Below are 18,234 nucleotides of genomic sequence, written 5' to 3' on the forward strand. Positions count from 1 at the left end.
ATAATGTCATCTAAAGTGCTGTTTTCTTATCAGCGATTAGCGTATTTATTTGATACCATAAAAAACGAAACGCTGCCTCAACAGGAACTCGCTAACCGTTTTTCGGTATCTACTCGTACTATTCGTACTGACATTTCAGCACTTAATGATATTTTATGTCATTATGGCGCGCAAATTGATTATACTAAAAATATTGGTTATCAACTGCTAATATCTGATGCTAAACGTTATGCAGCTTTAGCTAATTCGCATTCAATAGAAAATATTCCAAGAACAAGCAAAGAAAGGATAGTTGCTTTAATAATCGCTTTTCTCACACAATCTAATTCTGTCAAATTAGATGATATTGCTGATAAATGGTTTTTAAGTCGTAGTACGTTGCAAAATGATGTGATTGAAGTTAAACAATATTTAGATAAGTATAATTTGCAATTAGAAAACCGTCCCTATTATGGTATGCGTTTAATTGGTGAAGAGTCTTCCATTCGAGCATGTTTAACCGATATTTTATGGCAACGATATATGGCGGAAGATACTTTAACAATTGGTAGACTTCAAAAACATATATTAAATGATATTGAGTTGGATTATTTAGCAAAGGTATTGCAAGATCAAATTGAGCGTTTTGAATTAAAATTAAACGCTGAAGGAAAAAGTTATTTACTCTATAGTTGTGCTGTTTCAATTAGCCGAATTACGCAAGGTTATGAGTTAATTGATTATCAAATAGATCAGATTAATAGTACTGTTATTGGCGCATCTCAAGAGATATCGGAAGAGTTTTCTTATTTTTTAGGTAGTGTACTTTCTCAAGCTGAGTTGAATTATTTATGCGTTCAAATCATGTCTCGCACCATTATTGATTCGCCAAATCAAGCAAAAAGTTTAGCGCTTGTAAAACATATTTTATCTTATATTAATCATACTTATCACTATAATTTATTGAAGGATGAAAAATTATTCGAAGATATGTCAATCCACGTTTCATCGATGCTATCGCGTGTGAAATATCAAATTCGTACAACAAATCCTTTATTGCAAGAAATAAAACAATATTATCCGTTTGCTTATGATATTACCTTATCAGCACTAGCAAATACGGAAAAATATACCGAATCAAAAATGACCGAAGATGAGATCAGTTACTTGGCTGTGCACATTGGTGTCGCATTAGAACGTAATTATAGTGCTGGTCATGAAAGATATGCTCAAATACTATTAGTGAGTGATCTTGGTAATGCAACCTTACGTATGATTGAATCAAAAATTAAGCGTGATTTTCCACATATTCAAATTAGTCGTATACTTTCCTATCGAGAATATGAGCAGTTAACAAATATTGAGGAAGATTTTATTGTCTCAACCGTACGCTTAACTGAAAAAGATAAGCAAATTGTTAAAATAGCGCCATTTCCAACTGCCTATCAACTCGAGCAATTAGGGCGATTGGCTATGATAGACAGAACAATGCCCTATATGATCGAGCGTTTTTTCGACAAAAAATTTTTTCTTATCATGGATAAACCAATAACACAATCAGAACTTTTTAAAGTGGTTTGTCATCGTTTAGAAAAGCAAGGATATGTCGATGCATCTTTTTATCATTCTGTCATTGAACGTGAAGCGATTGTTTCAACATTATTAGGTGAAAATATTGCTATTCCTCACTCAGTAGGTCTGTTGGCCAAAAAGACGGTTGTGACAACCATATTAGCGCCACAAGGAATTTTATGGGATAAAAATGAAGTCGCACACGTCATTTTTTTATTAGCAATTAGTAAGGATGAATATGAAGATGCGATGCGAATTTATAATTTGTTTGTCAATTTAGTGAAGGAACGTTCAACCAAACGTTTATTAAATAGTAAAACCTTTGAAGATTTCCAAGCTATCGTCAAAGATAGCTTTGGACGATTGTCTTAAACTGTCATTGGTATTGTTAATAGTCGAAATTGCATTTTTTTATATTAAACTTTTTACGAAATTAAAATAAATATATTTGATAAAATATTAAGGGAATAATCAATAACTAATACAAATAATATTAGTTGCGCCCATTGACGAAATGGTCATTTAAAGGTAAGATGCGCGCCTTACGGCATTGTGTAGTTTTTAACTACATAAAATAATTTTCAAGGTAGCAAGCTTATCTTATGCAAAATAAATTGCCATTAACAATTGACCCTGTCAAAGCGGCACAAAAACGACTTGATTATGTTGGATACTATCCAGCGCAAAGTGCAACAAGGGTTGAAAGTCTGAAAAGCGATATTGAGTGTAGTTTGTCTTTTTATTATGATGAGCAGAAACTTTGTGTTATCGCAATTGATGCAAAAATAACGTTGGAGCTTATTTGTCAACGTTGTTTCAAACCTTTTATCACTGAAGTTCATGTGATGAATAAATTTAGTCCTGTTAAGAGCGATGCTCAGGCAGAGGCGTTACCGGAACATTATGAACCCGTTTTTATGAACGAGTTTGGCGAGGTCGATATATTAGCGTTACTTGAGGACGAAATTATTCTCTCGTTACCAATTGCGCCGGTACATGATAGTAAACACTGCGAAGTGTCAGAGGCAGATATGGTATTTGGTGAAATTCCTGTTGAGAATGAAAAGCCGAATCCATTTGCAATTTTAGTTAGTTTAAAGAATAAGGGGTAAATCCATGGCTGTTCAACAGAATCGTAAAACTCGTGCAAAACGTGGTATGCGTCGTTCTCATGATGCATTAACTGCTGCTAATATCTCAGTTGATGAATCAGGCAAAACACATTTACGTCATCACGTAACCGCTGATGGTTATTATCGTGGTCGTAAAGTGATTTCTAAATAATTATTTAGTCATTAGAAATCTTCAGGTGACATTTTGGATAATCTAACCATTGCGTTAGATGCTATGAGCGGGGACTTTGGTCCTCGTGTGATTGTTCCTGCTGCAATACAAGCACTAAATTGTTATCCAAATCTCTCTATTTTTCTGGTGGGTGATCCGGCAGAAATTAGTCTTTTTTTATCTAAAGAAAATGCAAAGTTTGTCAAGCAATATCAACAAGACCATCGACTAATGTTGATCGAATCAACATCTGTTATTGCTAATGATATGAAACCCGCTTATGCCATCCGGCATAGCCATGGCTCATCAATGAGAATAGCGCTAGAATTGGTTAAAAATAACCAAGCTCAAGCTTGCGTTAGCGCTGGTAATACTGGTGCATTAATGGGACTGTCTAAGCTATTATTACATGCACTAGTTGGTATTGACCGTCCTGCATTAGTTGCCATCATTCCTGCATTAAATAATCAAAATACAGTAGTATTGGATTTAGGTGCTAATGCTCAGTGTGATAGTGATATGTTAGTGCAATTTGCCATAATGGGGCAGATCTTAGCCAAAACAGTGCTTAAAATTGATCATCCCAGAGTTGCTTTACTTAATATTGGTGAAGAAGATACAAAAGGTTTGGATAAAATACGTGCTGCAGCAGCGATTTTAAAATCGAATGATAATATTAATTATATCGGCTATTTAGAAGGTAACGAGCTTTTAACTGGTAAAACCGATGTACTAGTCTGTGATGGCTTTGTGGGTAATGTGACATTAAAAACAGTAGAAGGTTTACTTAAAATTTTCATGTCTTCATTTAAGCTATCTATTGGCCATAATTCATTATTAATGAAACTATTAAGTAAGTGGTTACAAAGAAAGGTGTCTAAAAATTTTGGTTATTTAGATCCCGGACGATATAATGGCGCATGTTTGCTTGGGCTTCAAAGCATTGTGATTAAAAGTCATGGTAGCGCTAATCAAAAATCATTCTTTGCAGCAATAGAACAAGCTATTTTGGCTATCCAAACCAATATACCTGAGAAGATTGCAAGCAGCCTTTCTTCCGTACTACCTAAGAGCGAATAATTAGATGTATACAAAGATATTAGGAACAGGGAGTTATCTTCCAAAACAGATAAGAACCAATGCCGATCTTGAAAAAATGGTCGATACCAGTGATGAATGGATCACAACACGAACAGGAATAAAAGAACGACGCATTGCAGCACCAGACGAAACAGTAACTTCTATGGCTTATGAAGCGTCTTTAAATGCTATTGAAATGGCAAAGATTGATAAAAATGAGATAGGTATGATTATAGTTGCCACCGCAACTTCAGTGAATGCTTTTCCTAGCTCAGCCACCGAACTGCAAGCAAAGTTAGCTATCGGAGATGTCATTGCTTTTGATGTTTCTGCTGCATGTTCAGGGTTCGTCTATGCACTTGATATTGCCGATAAATATATAAAAAGTGGTGCAATTAAATATGCATTAGTGGTTGGTTCGGACATGCTAACTCGTGGTGTCGATCCAACAGATCGTGGAACAATTATCATTTTTGGCGATGGTGCCGGTGCTGTTGTGGTTGGTGCTTCTCAAGAACCTGGGATTATTGCTTCACATCTTCATGCTGATGGTCGTTACGGCGAGTTATTAAAATATCCTTATGTTGATCGCCGTGATATGAATGATCCCGTTTATATGACTATGCAAGGCAATGATGTATTTAAAATTGCTGTCAAAGAGCTTTCAAATTTAGTCGATGAATTACTAACAGAAAATTCCTTTAATAAATCCGATTTAGATTGGTTAGTACCACATCAAGCAAATTTAAGAATTATTTCAGCCACAGCAAAACGTTTAGATATGGATTTAAGTAAAGTTATTGTTACTTTAGATAAACAAGGCAACACTTCAGCCGCATCGGTCCCTTGTGCATTAGATACAGGTGTGCGAGATGGCCGTATTAAGCGAGGCCAACTAATTTTATTAGAAGCTTTTGGTGGCGGTTTTGTTTGGGGCTCTGCGCTCGTTAGATTTTAAACAAAAATTATTTTGAGTATTCAAGGAATTAAAAATGACCAAATTTGCAATGGTTTTTCCAGGACAAGGTTCACAAGCCGTCGGTATGTTAAAAGATCTTGCTGACAATTATCCAATTGTAAAATCTACTTTTGACGAAGCGTCACAAGTATTAGGTTACGATTTATGGGCATTGGTACAACAAGGTCCAGTTGAGGAACTGAACAAAACATGGCAAACACAACCAGCTTTATTAGCTGCTTCAGTTGCTACGTTTAGAGTTTGGCAAAGTGTTAATGGTGCACAACCTGAATTTATGGCAGGACATAGTTTAGGTGAATATTCGGCATTGGTATGTGCTGGCGTGATTGATTTTAAAGATGCAATTAAATTAGTTGAATTACGTGGCAAACTTATGCAAGAGGCTGTACCAACAGGAACTGGTGCGATGTATGCCATTATCGGTTTAGATAATGAGTCAATAAGTAAAGCGTGTGAACAAGCATCGCAAGGCCAAGTTGTTGCGCCTGTCAATTTTAATTCACCAGGACAAGTTGTTATTGCCGGTAATAAAGAAGCTGTAGAGCGCGCTGGCGTACTTTGCAAAGAAGCAGGTGCTAAACGTGCTTTACCATTAGCTGTTAGTGTTCCTTCCCATTGTGAGTTAATGAAACCCGCGGCTGAAAAATTAGCTATTGCCTTGAATGAAATTACTTTCAACACGCCAAAATTTGCGGTTATTAATAACGTTGATGTTAAGATTGAATCCTCAGCAGAAAAAATTAAAGCCGCATTAATTGCGCAGCTTTATAGCCCTGTTCGCTGGACAGAAACTGTTGAGCAAATGGCGAAACAAGGTGTAACACTGTTAGTTGAAATAGGGCCAGGTAAAGTACTAACTGGATTGGCTAAACGTATTGTTGATTCGTTATCAGCATGTGCTGTCAATGATAAAGCGTCATTAGATGTTGCAATAGAAAATACTAAATAGAAGATAAAAGGGGTAGTTATGAACCTATCAGGAAAAATTGCTTTAGTTACTGGTGCAAGTCGCGGGATAGGTAAAGCGATTGCTGAAAAGTTAGTTGCTAGTGGTGCAACTGTTATTGGCACTGCAACAACAGAGAAAGGTGCTGAAGCAATCAGTCAATATTTAGGTACACATGGCAAAGGTTTTGCTTTAAATGTGACTGATGAAGCATCGATTGAATCTGTCATTAATGCTATTAAAACTGAATTTGGTGATATTGATATTTTAGTGAATAATGCTGGTATCACTCGTGATAATTTATTAATGCGAATGAAAGAAGAAGAGTGGCAATCTATTTTAGATACCAATTTAACTTCGGTGTTCCGCCTATCTAAGGCTTTAATGCGATCTATGATGAAAAAACGTTATGGACGAATTATTACAATCGGTTCTGTTGTTGGTACAATGGGTAATGCAGGGCAAGCTAACTATGCGGCAGCTAAAGCAGGATTAATTGGTTTTAGTAAATCATTAGCTCGTGAAGTTGCATCTCGAGGTATTACGGTTAATGTGGTAGCGCCTGGATTTATTGCAACAGATATGACTGAAGCATTAACCGATGAGCAAAAAGCCGTGACGTTAGCACAAGTGCCAGCTGGACGATTAGGAGAGCCATCAGAAATAGCCAATGCTGTTGCATTCTTGGCTTCCGATGAAGCATCTTATATTACTGGTGAAACTTTACATGTCAATGGTGGCATGTATATGGTGTAATTGATCAGAATAGTGTAGAATAAGCCAATATTTTGACTTTTTGAGCAAAAAATAAGCAATTGGGTTGAAAAATGATTTGCATCTTTTTCAACATTTTATAAACTTACATTCACCGCCGCTTTTGGCGATATTTATAGGAAAAAAAAGAGTATGAGCACTATTGAAGAGCGAGTTAAGAAAATTATTGTTGAGCAACTTGGTGTGAAAGAGGAAGAAGTTAAGAATGAATCTTCTTTTGTTGAAGATCTTGGCGCTGATTCTCTTGATACAGTTGAATTAGTTATGGCTTTAGAAGAAGAATTCGATACTGAAATTCCTGATGAAGAAGCTGAAAAGATTACAACTGTACAATCAGCAATTGATTATATTACTGCGAATCAATAAGGTTAGCAGAGTTTTCATAATAGGCGGTCAAATGATCGCCTAGTTTGTATTTATATCTTTAATTTTTATATAAAAATTAATATTCATGTATTGAAAACTCAACATAAAATTTTCAATGATTCAAATTTCATTTCAATCCTTTTCTGGAGGACAATGTGTCTAAACGCAGAGTTGTTGTCACCGGAATGGGCATGATATCTCCGGTAGGTAATACAGTTGAATCCACTTGGCAAGCACTTTTAGCTGGACAAAGTGGTGTTGAACTAATAGAACACTTTGATACTGCCCCTTTCGCAACGCGCTTCGCCGCTATGGTCAAAAATTTTAATGGCGAAGATTATAATATTTCACGTAAAGATGCTCGTAAAATGGACTATTTTATCCAATATGGCATTGCTGCTGGTATACAAGCAATGCAAGATGCGGGTATTGAAATTTCGGAAGAAAATGCAGAACGTATTGGTTGTGCTATTGGTTCAGGTATTGGTGGACTTGGATTAATTGAAGAAAATCATAGTGCTTTAATTAATGGTGGCCCGCGTAAAATTAGTCCATTTTTTGTTCCTTCTACCATAGTGAATATGATAGCTGGTCATTTATCGATTATTTATGGATTAAAAGGACCAAGTATTACAATTGCAACAGCTTGTTCTTCAGGCGTACACAATATTGGTCATGCAGCACGTATGATAGCCTATGGTGATGCTGATGGTATGCTTGCTGGTGGCGGTGAAAAAGCGAGTACACCGCTTGGTATTGGCGGTTTTGGTGCAGCGCGTGCATTATCAACTAATAATGATAATCCTAAAGCGGCAAGTCGACCATGGGATAAAGATCGTGATGGTTTTGTACTGGGTGATGGTGCTGGCATTATGTTTTTAGAAGAGTATGAGCATGCTAAAAAACGCGGTGCAAAAATTTATGCAGAAGTTGTCGGCTTTGGTATGAGTGCTGATGCTTATCATATGACTTCACCACCAGAAGATGGTAGTGGGGCAGCATTAGCCATGAAATGTGCTATTCGAGATGCAGGAATAACACCTGAGCAAGTGGGCTATATTAATGCTCATGGTACATCAACGCCAGCTGGTGATAAAGCAGAAACACAAGCAGTTAAAAGCATTTTTAAAGAAAATGCCAACAAAGTAATGGTAAGTTCAACTAAATCAATGATTGGTCATTTACTAGGCGCTGCGGGTGCTGTTGAGTCTATTTTTACGGTATTGGCATTACGCGATCAGGCTGTGCCTCCAACAATTAATTTAGATAATCCTGATGATGGATGTGATCTAGATTATGTACCGCATACCGCTCGTCAAGTTAAAAACTTAGAATATGCACTTTGTAATTCATTTGGTTTTGGCGGAACTAATGGTTCAGTGTTATTTAAGAAAATTTAATTGATCTCTACCCACCGATAAATTAGATTATCGGTGGTATAAGTTTAATCATTTTCATCGATCAACGTTATTCAAAAGATTCCTTCTTTTTTCAATTCAAACAAAACATGTTGATAAACAGAATAAGAATATTGCTATTGCTTGTGATATAATCGCTAACAATTTTTTAGCATAATTATTTCTGATAAATATGACAGAGCCTAAGTTTATTCATCTTCATCTACATAGTGACTTTTCAATGGTTGATGGTATCGCTAAAGTGGGGACACTGGTTAATGAGGTTAGCCAGTTGCATATGCCTGCTTTTGCTATTACCGACTTTACCAATCTTTGTGGTTTGGTTAAGTTTTATGGATCTGCGATGGCAAAAGGAATTAAGCCGATTATTGGTGCTGATTTAGCAATCAGAAGCTCACAATTACCGGATGATATTTATCGATTAACGCTACTCGCTGCTAATAATGAAGGTTACAAAAATCTGACATTACTTATATCTAAAGCTTATGAAAGGGGATATATCGGTGATATGCCAGTTGTTGATCAGCAGTGGTTAGCTCAATATCGTACCGGACTTATAATTTTGGCTGGGCGGGAAAGTGATATTGGTATAGGTATTATTCGTAATAATGAGTCTATAATCGGTAACGCTATCAATTTTTATAAAGAAAATTTTCATGATCACTTTTATTTTGAGTTAGTTCGTACTAAACGTAACAACGAAGAGTTGTTTATTCATAGCGCAGTAAAACTTGCTGAACAATATATGTTGCCGGTTGTTGCGACCAATGATGTTCGTTTTTTACAACCTTCTGATTTTGAGGCCCATGAAATTCGCGTAGCGATACATGATGGCAACACTCTTGAAGATCCTAATCGTCCTAAGAACTATTCACCAGAACAGTACCTGCGTAATGAGCTGGAAATGTGTGAGTTGTTTTCAGATATTCCTGAGGCTTTAGAAAATAGTGTAGAAATAGCTAAGCGTTGCAATGTGACTATACGTTTGGGTGAATATTTTTTACCTAAATTTCCAACAGGGGATATGTCTACTGAAGATTTTCTAGTCTATAAATCACGTGAAGGCCTTGAAGAACGACTAAAGTTTCTTTTTCCTGATCCAGATATTAGAGCACAAAAACGAGCAGAATATGATGAGCGTTTAGAAACTGAACTTAATGTTATTAATCAAATGGGTTTTCCCGGTTATTTTTTGATCGTGATGGAGTTTATTCAATGGTCAAAAGATAATGATATTCCAGTTGGCCCAGGTCGAGGTTCGGGAGCGGGTTCATTAGTGGCTTATGCATTAAAAATAACAGATTTAGATCCGCTAGCCTTTGACTTACTTTTTGAACGTTTTTTAAATCCCGAACGTGTATCAATGCCTGACTTTGATGTCGATTTTTGCATGGAAAAACGTGATTTGGTTATTGATCACGTTGCTGATATGTATGGTCGTGATGCGGTTTCACAGATTATTACTTTTGGTACAATGGCAGCTAAAGCTGTAATTCGAGATGTTGGGCGAGTGCTTGGCCATCCTTATGGGTTTGTCGATCGTATTTCTAAATTGATTCCTTTAGATCCAGGTATGACACTGGCTAAAGCATTCGAAATTGAGCCACAATTACAAGAATTATATGATAATAACGAGGAAATTAAGTCGCTAATTGATATTGCTCGTCAATTAGAAGGCGTAACTCGCAATGCAGGTAAACATGCGGGTGGTGTTGTGATTTCACCAACAAAAATTACCGATTTTTCACCTATTTATTGTGATCCCGAAGGGCATCATCCTGTTACTCAATTTGATAAAAATGATGTTGAATATGCTGGCTTAGTTAAGTTTGATTTCTTAGGATTGCGCACATTAACCATTATTGATTGGGCGATCAAAATGATTAATGAACGTCAGATTAGAGAAGGGAAAGAACTTGTTGATATTACGCGCATTCCTCTGGATGATAAAGACTCTTTCGATTTATTGTTGAAAGCTGAAACAACCGCAGTATTTCAGCTAGAATCGCGTGGCATGAAAGATTTAATTCGGCGCTTAAAACCAGACTGTTTTGAGGATATGATTGCTTTAGTAGCATTATTTCGCCCGGGACCTTTACAGTCAGGAATGGTAGACAATTTTATCGATCGTAAACATGGGCGAGAAGATGTTTCTTATCCCGATATAAAATATCAACATGAGTCATTAAAACCTATTTTAGAGCCAACTTATGGGATTATTTTATATCAAGAACAGGTCATGCAAATAGCACAAACTTTGTCCGGTTATACCTTAGGCGGTGCTGATCTACTGCGTCGTGCTATGGGTAAAAAGAAACCAGAAGAGATGGCTAAACAACGTTCTGTTTTTAAAGAAGGCGCTGAGAAACAAGGTGTGGATGGTGAACTTTCAATGCATATTTTTGATTTGGTTGAAAAGTTTGCAGGTTATGGTTTTAATAAATCACACTCTGCCGCCTATGCACTGGTGTCTTACCAAACTTTATGGCTGAAAACCCATTATCCAGCTGAATTCATGGCAGCTGTTATGACAGCAGATATGGATAATACCGATAAAATTGTGGGCTTGGTTGATGAATGCTTACGAATGGGACTAAAAGTTAATCCTCCAGATATTAACAGCGGTTTGTACCATTTTCATGTGAATGACAAAGGCGAAATTGTTTATGGCATTGGTGCAATAAAAGGCGTTGGTGAAGGGCCAATTGAAGCAATTGTTGAAGCTCGTAATAGTGGGGGCTATTTTAAAAATATTTTTGAACTGTGCGCGCGCACAGATATGAAAAAAATCAATCGACGTGTATTAGAAAAGCTAACTATGGCCGGTGCTTTTGATAAATTAGGACCGCATCGGGCAGCAATTTTACATAGTATTAGTGATGCAATGCAGGCAGCTGAGCAATATACCAAAGCGCAAAATATTGGCCAAGAAGATATGTTTGGCGTATTAGCTGAAGAGCCTGAACAAGTTGAACATGCTTATGCAGCAGTACCAGAATTACCCGCTCAAGTATTACTTGATGGCGAAAGAGATGCTTTAGGACTTTATCTAACCGGCCATCCGGTTACGCAATATTTAAAAGAACTCAATCGTTATGCCGGTGGCGTACGCATTAGTGAAGCTGCGCCAACTGGTTGGGGAAAGACAGCAACCTTCGCAGGAATAGTTGCTGATGCAAGAGTTAGAATTACCAAAAAAGGCAATAAAATTGGTCTATTTACTTTAGATGATCGTTCTGGTCGAATCGATGGTATGTTATTTGCCGATTCTTTAGAAAAGTTTGGGCATCTTTTAGTTAAAGATAAAATTCTGATAGTGTCAGGACAAGTTAGCCCCGATGATTTTAATGGTGGACTAAAGATGTCTGTTCGCGATATTGTTGATTTGAAAGATGCTCGAGCTAAATATGTTAAGGGCTTGGCTATTACATTAACTGAAGCTGAAGCTAATCGTTCGATATTACAGCGTTTACAACAGATTTTAGAACCTTATCGACATGGAAGTGTACCGGTTAATCTTTATTATCATCGAGATGATTCGGTCGTTCGGATCCAATTTGGAACAACTTGGCGTATAGTTCCTGAAGATGCTTTAATCGTAGAGTTGAAAACATTACTTGGAAATGAGCGTATTGAATTTGAGTTCGAATAGCCCATATATATCAGTGATGCATTTTTCATCAACTACTCAGAATAAAATTTATATCAATAGAATTAGGTAAAATGATTTTAATATATCTTAAAGCTTACTGAAATAAATATTGGTGACTTTAATGCGTATTACATAGTAGAATTGGCTTAATTTTATCTTAAGAAATAGTCAGTATACTGTATTTAGTAGTGTATTTTTTAGGAAATACAAATAACACAAGAGGCAATCATAATCGTTATGAGCAATTTTTTGGAATTTGAAAAGCCGATAGCGGAATTAGAAGCAAAAATTAATTCCTTAAAGAATATTGATTCACAACAAGTGGAATTAGATATCAATTTAGATAAAGAAATTAAACAGTTAAATCAAAAAAGTCGTGAATTAACTAAAAAAATATTTGCAAACTTGTCCCCTTGGGATGTTGCACAACTAGCTCGGCATCCAAACCGACCGTATACATTAGATTATATTAAAGAGATTTTCACTGATTTTGATGAATTAGCTGGTGATCGTGCTTATGCTGATGATAAAGCTATTGTAGGTGGAATTGCACGTATTGATGATCGTGCTGTTATGGTTATTGGCCATCAAAAAGGTCGTGAGACCAAACAAAAAATATATCGTAATTTTGGTATGCCTGCTCCGGAAGGATATCGTAAAGCATTAAGGCTGATGCAATTAGCTGAACGCTTTAAATTACCTATTATTACTTTTATCGATACACCCGGTGCTTATCCTGGGATTGGTGCAGAAGAACGAGGTCAAGCTGAAGCCATAGCGCGTAACCTACGTGAAATGTCACGTTTAAAAGTGCCAACAATTTGTACTGTAATTGGTGAAGGTGGATCTGGCGGCGCACTGGCTATTGGTGTTGCAGATAAAGTGAATATGCTACAGTACAGTACCTATTCTGTGATTTCTCCTGAAGGCTGTGCTTCTATATTATGGAAAAGCGCAGATAAGGCATCAGTTGCTGCTGAAGCTATGAATATGACAGCTGATAAATTACTTAAATTAAATCTTATTGATTCTATTGTGCCTGAACCTCTTGGCGGTGCGCATCGTGATTATAGTACAGTAGCTACCTCATTGAAAAAGCAGCTACTAAATGATCTTGACGAGCTTGAAAATATGGATGAGTCGGTTTTATTGGAGAGAAGATTTCAAAGGCTAATGAATTACGGATATGTTAGATAATTTTTAATTTGGAATATTATGATGGAAAAATCTACAGGTTTACAACGTATTTTTAATGCAACCAAATATTCTTTAAAAGGCTTTAAATCGGCTATTAGGTATGAGGCTGCATTTCGTCAAGAATTAATTTTATTAATAGTAGCTTATATTATTGTGATGCTAATCGATTTTTCTATTTATGAACGTATTTTATTACTTGGCTCGATTGGTGTAGTCATGATTGTTGAACTGATTAATAGTGCAATTGAGTGTGTTGTTGATCGTATAGGTAAGGAAAGACATGAGTTATCAGGTCGAGCTAAAGATTATGGTTCAGCAGCGGTATTTTTATCTTTATTATTAACTATTATTTTATGGATCTATTTATTTGCATGCCATTTTTTTCCATAATTTCAGTTTTAACGTTTTCTTTATAATTATTTAAAATGCGAGAAAACCTCGCATTTTGTTTATTAACCTGACAATTTATTCTGTCACTAATTTTTTAATCAGTATATTGCCCGTCTTATCTGTATCAAGAATATTGGATAACCACGGTAAGATTGTTTGCATTTGCTCATGCAATTTCCAAGGTGGATTGATGACAATCATGCCCGATGCGGTCATTCCTTTATGATTATTATCCGGCTTTAATGCTAGTTCAAATTGTGATATTCGTTTAATTCCTAAATTTACAATTCCATCTATCATTTTTTGGCTTTGTGTTCTTGACACAACTGGATACCAAATCAAGTAAACTCCAGTTGCAAAACGTTTATAAGCTTCATAAATTGCTGCTGGAATTTTTTGATAGTCTTCTTTTATTTCGTAAGATGGATCGATCAAAATAATGCCGCGACGTGATTGTGGTGGTAATTTAGATTTTAATTGCAAAAAACCATCTTCACGTAACACGTTAGCGCGCTTATCCTTTGCAAATTCTTGCTTTAATAAAGGATAGTCACTTGGGTGTAATTCAGTTAAATTCAATTTATCTTGTTCTCTTAATAGTTGTTTAGCAATTAAAGGAGAACCTGGATAATATTTCAAAGTATCAAAAGGATTATATCGTTTTAACACTGAAATATACGGAGTAAGAGCTTCTGGTATAGCTATTTGTTGCCAAACTAAATTTATTCCTGATAAATATTCACCCGTTTTTTCAGCATGCTCGCTTTGTAATAAATAACGGCCAGCACCAGAGTGCGTATCTAAATATAAAATCGATTTTTCTTTTTCTTTTAACGATTCAAGACACAAGGTTAAAACAATATGTTTTAACACATCTGCATGATTACCAGCATGATAGCTATGACGATAACTTAACATGATTTACTCAACCTTTTTTGTTCATTTGTTTGCATATAGAAAGTTGTTAATGCTATACAGAGCAGGCAAGGAATTTCCATTAATTCTTCAATCAAATCTTTACGTTCTCGAGTTAATACTAAAAATTCGTGTCCCATACGATGGTGCTCTGCGATATCTGCAATTCCCAAAAAAAGAAATGCAAAAAAGATATGCCAAAAAGGAATACTTTCAAATTTATAACGCCGTGCTATTTCTTTGCGGATTGTTGGTAAGAAAGTCGTCAGTAATGGTATACCCATTACAATAGCTGCAATGATTTTATAATAAAAACGTGGAACGTCAGGATAAAAATCACGCCCCCAACTGATTCCTCGTCCAAAAAGCATAATCCACCAAAAGATTGTCCAAATCCAGAATTTATATAAGGTAGCATGATGTTGTACGCGTTTTGCATAATAAAACGTATAACCACACATAAATAATAAAAAGAGAGATTGTAGGTGTTCAATAAGTGTAACTGTTAACCCATTATATAGAGGAATATAAAAATTACCGAAAATATAAAGAAACACACCTAAGAGAAGAATAAAAAATGAACTTTTATAAAAATGAAAATCGAGTTTACACATGTAATGGTCTAAATTGGAATAACTTGTTTAAGTATACTACCGCATTTTTGGCATAAATAACTAGTTTTATTGTTTTGGATTTTATTATGTCTGATTTTAGTTAAATGGTGGATTTGGCAATTACAACGGTACATATAGCTATTGCGCTTTATTGTAAAGTTATGGGTTACTTTTGGTAATTTACCTAATACTTCAGACATCATATATTGCCACTCTTTGCCATGAGGTTTAACTTTACCAAATGTTTTAAACACCAGTAGATGAGCAAGTTCATGAGGAACGACTTCATCAATAAATGTATCACCATTGTCAGTTAACATTATTGAATTAAGCTGTATTTCCCAGCGTGTTAACAGTGCGCTACCGGCAATACTTCCTTTAACTTTATAAATTACTTTAGGTTCAGGAAATACGGTGTGTAAAATAAGGCTGGCTTGTCTTAGGTTTTCCCTTAAACAAGCCATGACTTTATTATGTAATAAAATGGGTATTCGTCTATAATCCTGCGGCATCGCGAAGTAATGTAGCTTTATCTGTTTTTTCCCATGGGAAAATATCACGACCAAAATGGCCATAACTAGCAGTTTGTTGATAAATTGGCTGAATCAAATCAAGCATTTGAATCAATCCATAAGGTCTTAAATCAAAAAATTCTTTGATTAAATTCACTATTTTATCATGATCAATCTTTTCTGTGCCAAAAGTATTGACATAAATCGATGTTGGATTTGCAACGCCTATTGCGTACGATATTTGCAATTCACATTTATCGGCAAGTCCCGCTGCAACAATATTTTTAGCAACATATCTTGCTGCGTAGGCAGCGGAACGGTCTACTTTTGAAGGATCTTTTCCAGAAAACGCACCACCACCATGACGTGCAGCTCCACCATAAGTATCGACAATAATCTTACGACCCGTTAATCCACAATCTCCCATAGGGCCACCGATAACAAATCGACCCGTAGGATTAATAAAGTATTTGGTTCTTGATGTTAACCATTTGGCAGGCAATGTTGGTTTAATGATTTCTTCCATTACTGCTTCTTGTATCGCTTTTTGTTCAATACCTTCTGAATGCTGGGTTGATAAAACTACTGTATCAACGCCTTTTATCTGACCATTTTGATAGATTAATGTGACTTGACTTTTAGCATCAGGGCGTAACCATGGGAGCGTTCCATTTTTTCTGACTTCTGCCTGACGACGCATTAAATCATGTGCATAACTAATTGCTGCAGGCATTAAATTTGGCATTTCATTGGTAGCATAACCAAACATAATGCCTTGATCACCTGCACCTTGTTCAAGAGGATCTTTGCGATCGACACCTTGGTTTATATCTGGTGATTGTTTACCAATAGCATTGAGTACCGCACATGAATTGGCATCAAACCCCATTTCTGAGCTAGTATATCCGATGTCATGAATAGTTTTGCGAGTCAACTCTTCAATATCTACCCAAGCAGATGTCGTTATCTCTCCACCGACTAAAGCCATGCCAGTTTTAACATAAGTTTCACAAGCTACTCTTGCTTTTGGATCTTGCTTTAAAATAGCATCAAGCACTGCATCAGATATTTGATCGGCGATTTTATCTGGATGACCTTCTGAAACAGATTCTGAAGTAAATAAAAATTCTGACATGATATACCTTCTTTTAACTTATTAAATGCAATACTTGATATGCGATGAGATGTATTCTATTTTAGCAGTTTTACCATCTAGACGTCTATTTTAATAATTTATGAGTAAAAAAGCCAGTATTACCTTAAACAAAATTACTTGCATAAATTTTTATTCAATTTAGGATAATGTCGATTTAATTTCCTAATCTTTATTTAATATGAGCATAGCGAGACAATCTCCAACAATATTAATATTTGATTCGGGTATCGGTGGGTTATCTGTCTATAATGAAATCTACAAAAAGATGCCTAATCTACACTATATCTATGCATTTGATAATGAAATGTTCCCTTACGGAGATAAATCAGAACAGTTTCTTATTGATAGAGTAATTAATGTTATTGATAACATTAGCAAATTATATACTATTGATTTAGCGGTTATTGCTTGTAATACAGCAAGTACCATATGTTTACCTAGTTTACGTGCTAAATTTTCTTTTCCGATTGTTGGCGTCGTGCCAGCTATTAAACCAGCTAGTCAAATGACTAAAAATAAATGTATAGGGCTATTAGCAACCAAAGCAACAGTTCAAAGAGCCTATACAAACAATTTGATTAAACAGTTTGCACCTGATTGTAAAGTTGAATTACTTGGGCTATCTGAACTAGCACAGATTGCAGAGAATAAACTGCAAGGTATGGCAGTTAATATGCCGCAACTTAAACAGTTATTACAGCCTTGGCTAAGTTTATCGGTTTGCCCTGATACTATTGTATTGGGATGTACACATTATCCTTTTATCAAAGAAGAGTTGCAGGTAATTTTTCCTCACGCTACTTTTATTGACTCTGGTAATGCAATTGCGATGCGTGTTTATGAATTACTTCATGAAAAAGGCAAATTGATTGATAGTAATTTACCACTAAATAAAGAGAATATTATTGTTAGCACAGCGCTTAACCAATATGTTGAAAAATTAACTAGCAAATTAGCTCAATATAATCTTCAACGATATCAATGCATTAATGTTTTGAGTGTTTAAAGCTTATTCGAACAATTAAAAGATCATGTTTTTTTGCTTGATAAAAAAAATGAAGTGCCTATAATGCGCATCCACTGACACGGCGTTAGTGAAAAACAAACGAAGAACGTGTTAGAGAGCAAGATCAAAAATATTGAAAAAAGATCTTGACGAATAAAAAGGTGTAGCGTAGTATACGCAGCCCTTGAGACAGCAAACTGAAACAACAAAATGTTTAGTTAAATTTAACGCTGTCAGCTCTTTAAAAAGAAGAAACAGACAATCTGTGTGGGCACTTACGAGACGAAAAAATTAAAAGTCTACGGACTGAAAAAATTAAGTCTTGATAAGTGACACTGAAGATTCATTTGAATATGTCAGAGACAGTTATTGAGCATCAAACTTTAAATTGAAG

General features: G+C 35.7%; 17 protein-coding genes. 13 read left to right on the top strand and 4 right to left on the bottom strand.

The genetic code is table 11. From position 1 onward, the window contains the following. The first annotated feature begins 3 nt into the window (after positions 1 to 3). From J3U63_RS10855 to J3U63_RS10910, 12 genes are all read left to right on the top strand, one after another. A complete protein-coding gene (locus J3U63_RS10855) occupies positions 4 to 1,923 on the top strand; it encodes a BglG family transcription antiterminator (protein ID WP_267371485.1) in 1,920 nt (639 codons plus the stop codon). Between the two features lie 230 nt (positions 1,924 to 2,153). Further along, positions 2,154 to 2,663, top strand: a complete 510-nt coding sequence (yceD, locus tag J3U63_RS10860; protein ID WP_267334180.1) for a 23S rRNA accumulation protein YceD — start codon at positions 2,154 to 2,156, stop codon at positions 2,661 to 2,663. Positions 2,664 to 2,667: 4 nt separating this feature from the next. Beyond that, complete coding sequence (gene rpmF / locus J3U63_RS10865) at positions 2,668 to 2,835, top strand: 50S ribosomal protein L32 (protein WP_065557369.1); 168 nt, start codon at positions 2,668 to 2,670, stop codon at positions 2,833 to 2,835. A gap of 33 nt (positions 2,836 to 2,868) precedes the next feature. After that, a complete protein-coding gene (gene plsX / locus J3U63_RS10870) occupies positions 2,869 to 3,915 on the top strand; it encodes a phosphate acyltransferase PlsX (RefSeq protein ID WP_267334181.1) in 1,047 nt (348 codons plus the stop codon). Positions 3,916 to 3,919: 4 nt separating this feature from the next. Further along, on the top strand, positions 3,920 to 4,873 hold the full coding sequence (locus J3U63_RS10875; RefSeq protein WP_065634140.1) for a beta-ketoacyl-ACP synthase III: 954 nt from the start codon (positions 3,920 to 3,922) through the stop codon (positions 4,871 to 4,873). A gap of 34 nt (positions 4,874 to 4,907) precedes the next feature. After that, positions 4,908 to 5,843 (top strand): ACP S-malonyltransferase, encoded by a 936-nt coding sequence (gene fabD / locus J3U63_RS10880; RefSeq protein ID WP_267344559.1) that lies wholly within the window; start codon positions 4,908 to 4,910, stop codon positions 5,841 to 5,843. Positions 5,844 to 5,861: 18 nt separating this feature from the next. After that, entirely contained in the window at positions 5,862 to 6,596 is a 735-nt protein-coding gene (fabG, locus tag J3U63_RS10885; RefSeq protein ID WP_267371486.1) for a 3-oxoacyl-ACP reductase FabG, read from the top strand. A 150-nt stretch (positions 6,597 to 6,746) separates the two neighbouring features. Next, the gene (gene acpP, locus J3U63_RS10890) at positions 6,747 to 6,980 is read left to right on the top strand and encodes an acyl carrier protein (RefSeq protein WP_034948180.1); all 234 of its coding nucleotides are present in this window, start codon (positions 6,747 to 6,749) and stop codon (positions 6,978 to 6,980) included. A 155-nt stretch (positions 6,981 to 7,135) separates the two neighbouring features. Then, the gene (gene fabF / locus J3U63_RS10895) at positions 7,136 to 8,380 is read left to right on the top strand and encodes a beta-ketoacyl-ACP synthase II (RefSeq protein WP_267334183.1); all 1,245 of its coding nucleotides are present in this window, start codon (positions 7,136 to 7,138) and stop codon (positions 8,378 to 8,380) included. A 190-nt stretch (positions 8,381 to 8,570) separates the two neighbouring features. Next, positions 8,571 to 12,050, top strand: coding sequence for a DNA polymerase III subunit alpha (gene dnaE / locus J3U63_RS10900; RefSeq protein WP_267371487.1), 3,480 nt, complete (start codon positions 8,571 to 8,573; stop codon positions 12,048 to 12,050). A 237-nt stretch (positions 12,051 to 12,287) separates the two neighbouring features. Next, positions 12,288 to 13,247, top strand: a complete 960-nt coding sequence (accA, locus tag J3U63_RS10905; RefSeq protein WP_267371489.1) for an acetyl-CoA carboxylase carboxyl transferase subunit alpha — start codon at positions 12,288 to 12,290, stop codon at positions 13,245 to 13,247. Between the two features lie 21 nt (positions 13,248 to 13,268). Next, complete coding sequence (locus J3U63_RS10910; protein WP_141671541.1) at positions 13,269 to 13,637, top strand: diacylglycerol kinase; 369 nt, start codon at positions 13,269 to 13,271, stop codon at positions 13,635 to 13,637. A 75-nt stretch (positions 13,638 to 13,712) separates the two neighbouring features. Here the strand turns inward: J3U63_RS10910 and J3U63_RS10915 are convergent, their stop codons facing one another. From J3U63_RS10915 to metK, 4 genes are read right to left on the bottom strand one after another with little or no spacing between them, the layout of a single operon-like run. Beyond that, on the bottom strand, positions 13,713 to 14,555 hold the full coding sequence (locus J3U63_RS10915; RefSeq protein ID WP_267371490.1) for a 23S rRNA (adenine(2030)-N(6))-methyltransferase RlmJ: 843 nt from the start codon (positions 14,553 to 14,555) through the stop codon (positions 13,713 to 13,715). Further along, the gene (locus tag J3U63_RS10920) at positions 14,549 to 15,166 is read right to left on the bottom strand and encodes a hypothetical protein (protein WP_065634148.1); all 618 of its coding nucleotides are present in this window, start codon (positions 15,164 to 15,166) and stop codon (positions 14,549 to 14,551) included. Before J3U63_RS10920 ends, J3U63_RS10915 begins: the two co-directional genes overlap by 7 nt. Positions 15,167 to 15,174: 8 nt before the next feature. Next, entirely contained in the window at positions 15,175 to 15,678 is a 504-nt protein-coding gene (locus tag J3U63_RS10925; protein WP_267344563.1) for a SprT family zinc-dependent metalloprotease, read from the bottom strand. Continuing rightward, positions 15,662 to 16,813 carry a methionine adenosyltransferase gene (gene metK / locus J3U63_RS10930; RefSeq protein ID WP_267334189.1) on the bottom strand — a complete coding sequence of 384 codons (1,152 nt, stop codon included), beginning with the start codon at positions 16,811 to 16,813 and terminating at the stop codon, positions 15,662 to 15,664. Before metK ends, J3U63_RS10925 begins: the two co-directional genes overlap by 17 nt. A gap of 199 nt (positions 16,814 to 17,012) precedes the next feature. Here metK and murI point away from each other — a divergent pair, with 199 nt between their 5' ends. Then, positions 17,013 to 17,840: a glutamate racemase gene (gene murI, locus J3U63_RS10935; protein WP_267348858.1), complete on the top strand. Its 828-nt coding sequence runs from the start codon at positions 17,013 to 17,015 to the stop codon at positions 17,838 to 17,840. Positions 17,841 to 18,234 lie beyond the last annotated feature (394 nt).

Origin of the sequence: Gilliamella sp. B2838, assembly GCF_026536185.1 — a bacterium.
Lineage (GTDB): Bacteria > Pseudomonadota > Gammaproteobacteria > Enterobacterales > Orbaceae > Gilliamella.

Bases quoted from the DNA above. Each gene is read 5' to 3' on its own strand.
- J3U63_RS10855 (WP_267371485.1), top strand. From the start codon at position 4: ATGTCATCTAAAGTGCTGTTTTCTTATCAGCGATTAGCGTATTTATTT.
- yceD (WP_267334180.1), top strand. From the start codon at position 2,154: ATGCAAAATAAATTGCCATTAACAATTGACCCTGTCAAAGCGGCACAA.
- rpmF (WP_065557369.1), top strand. From the start codon at position 2,668: ATGGCTGTTCAACAGAATCGTAAAACTCGTGCAAAACGTGGTATGCGT.
- J3U63_RS10875 (WP_065634140.1), top strand. From the start codon at position 3,920: ATGTATACAAAGATATTAGGAACAGGGAGTTATCTTCCAAAACAGATA.
- fabD (WP_267344559.1), top strand. From the start codon at position 4,908: ATGACCAAATTTGCAATGGTTTTTCCAGGACAAGGTTCACAAGCCGTC.
- fabG (WP_267371486.1), top strand. From the start codon at position 5,862: ATGAACCTATCAGGAAAAATTGCTTTAGTTACTGGTGCAAGTCGCGGG.
- acpP (WP_034948180.1), top strand. From the start codon at position 6,747: ATGAGCACTATTGAAGAGCGAGTTAAGAAAATTATTGTTGAGCAACTT.
- dnaE (WP_267371487.1), top strand. From the start codon at position 8,571: ATGACAGAGCCTAAGTTTATTCATCTTCATCTACATAGTGACTTTTCA.
- accA (WP_267371489.1), top strand. From the start codon at position 12,288: ATGAGCAATTTTTTGGAATTTGAAAAGCCGATAGCGGAATTAGAAGCA.
- J3U63_RS10910 (WP_141671541.1), top strand. From the start codon at position 13,269: ATGGAAAAATCTACAGGTTTACAACGTATTTTTAATGCAACCAAATAT.
- J3U63_RS10915 (WP_267371490.1), bottom strand. From the start codon at position 14,555: ATGTTAAGTTATCGTCATAGCTATCATGCTGGTAATCATGCAGATGTG.
- J3U63_RS10920 (WP_065634148.1), bottom strand. From the start codon at position 15,166: ATGTGTAAACTCGATTTTCATTTTTATAAAAGTTCATTTTTTATTCTT.
- J3U63_RS10925 (WP_267344563.1), bottom strand. From the start codon at position 15,678: ATGCCGCAGGATTATAGACGAATACCCATTTTATTACATAATAAAGTC.
- metK (WP_267334189.1), bottom strand. From the start codon at position 16,813: ATGTCAGAATTTTTATTTACTTCAGAATCTGTTTCAGAAGGTCATCCA.
- murI (WP_267348858.1), top strand. From the start codon at position 17,013: ATGAGCATAGCGAGACAATCTCCAACAATATTAATATTTGATTCGGGT.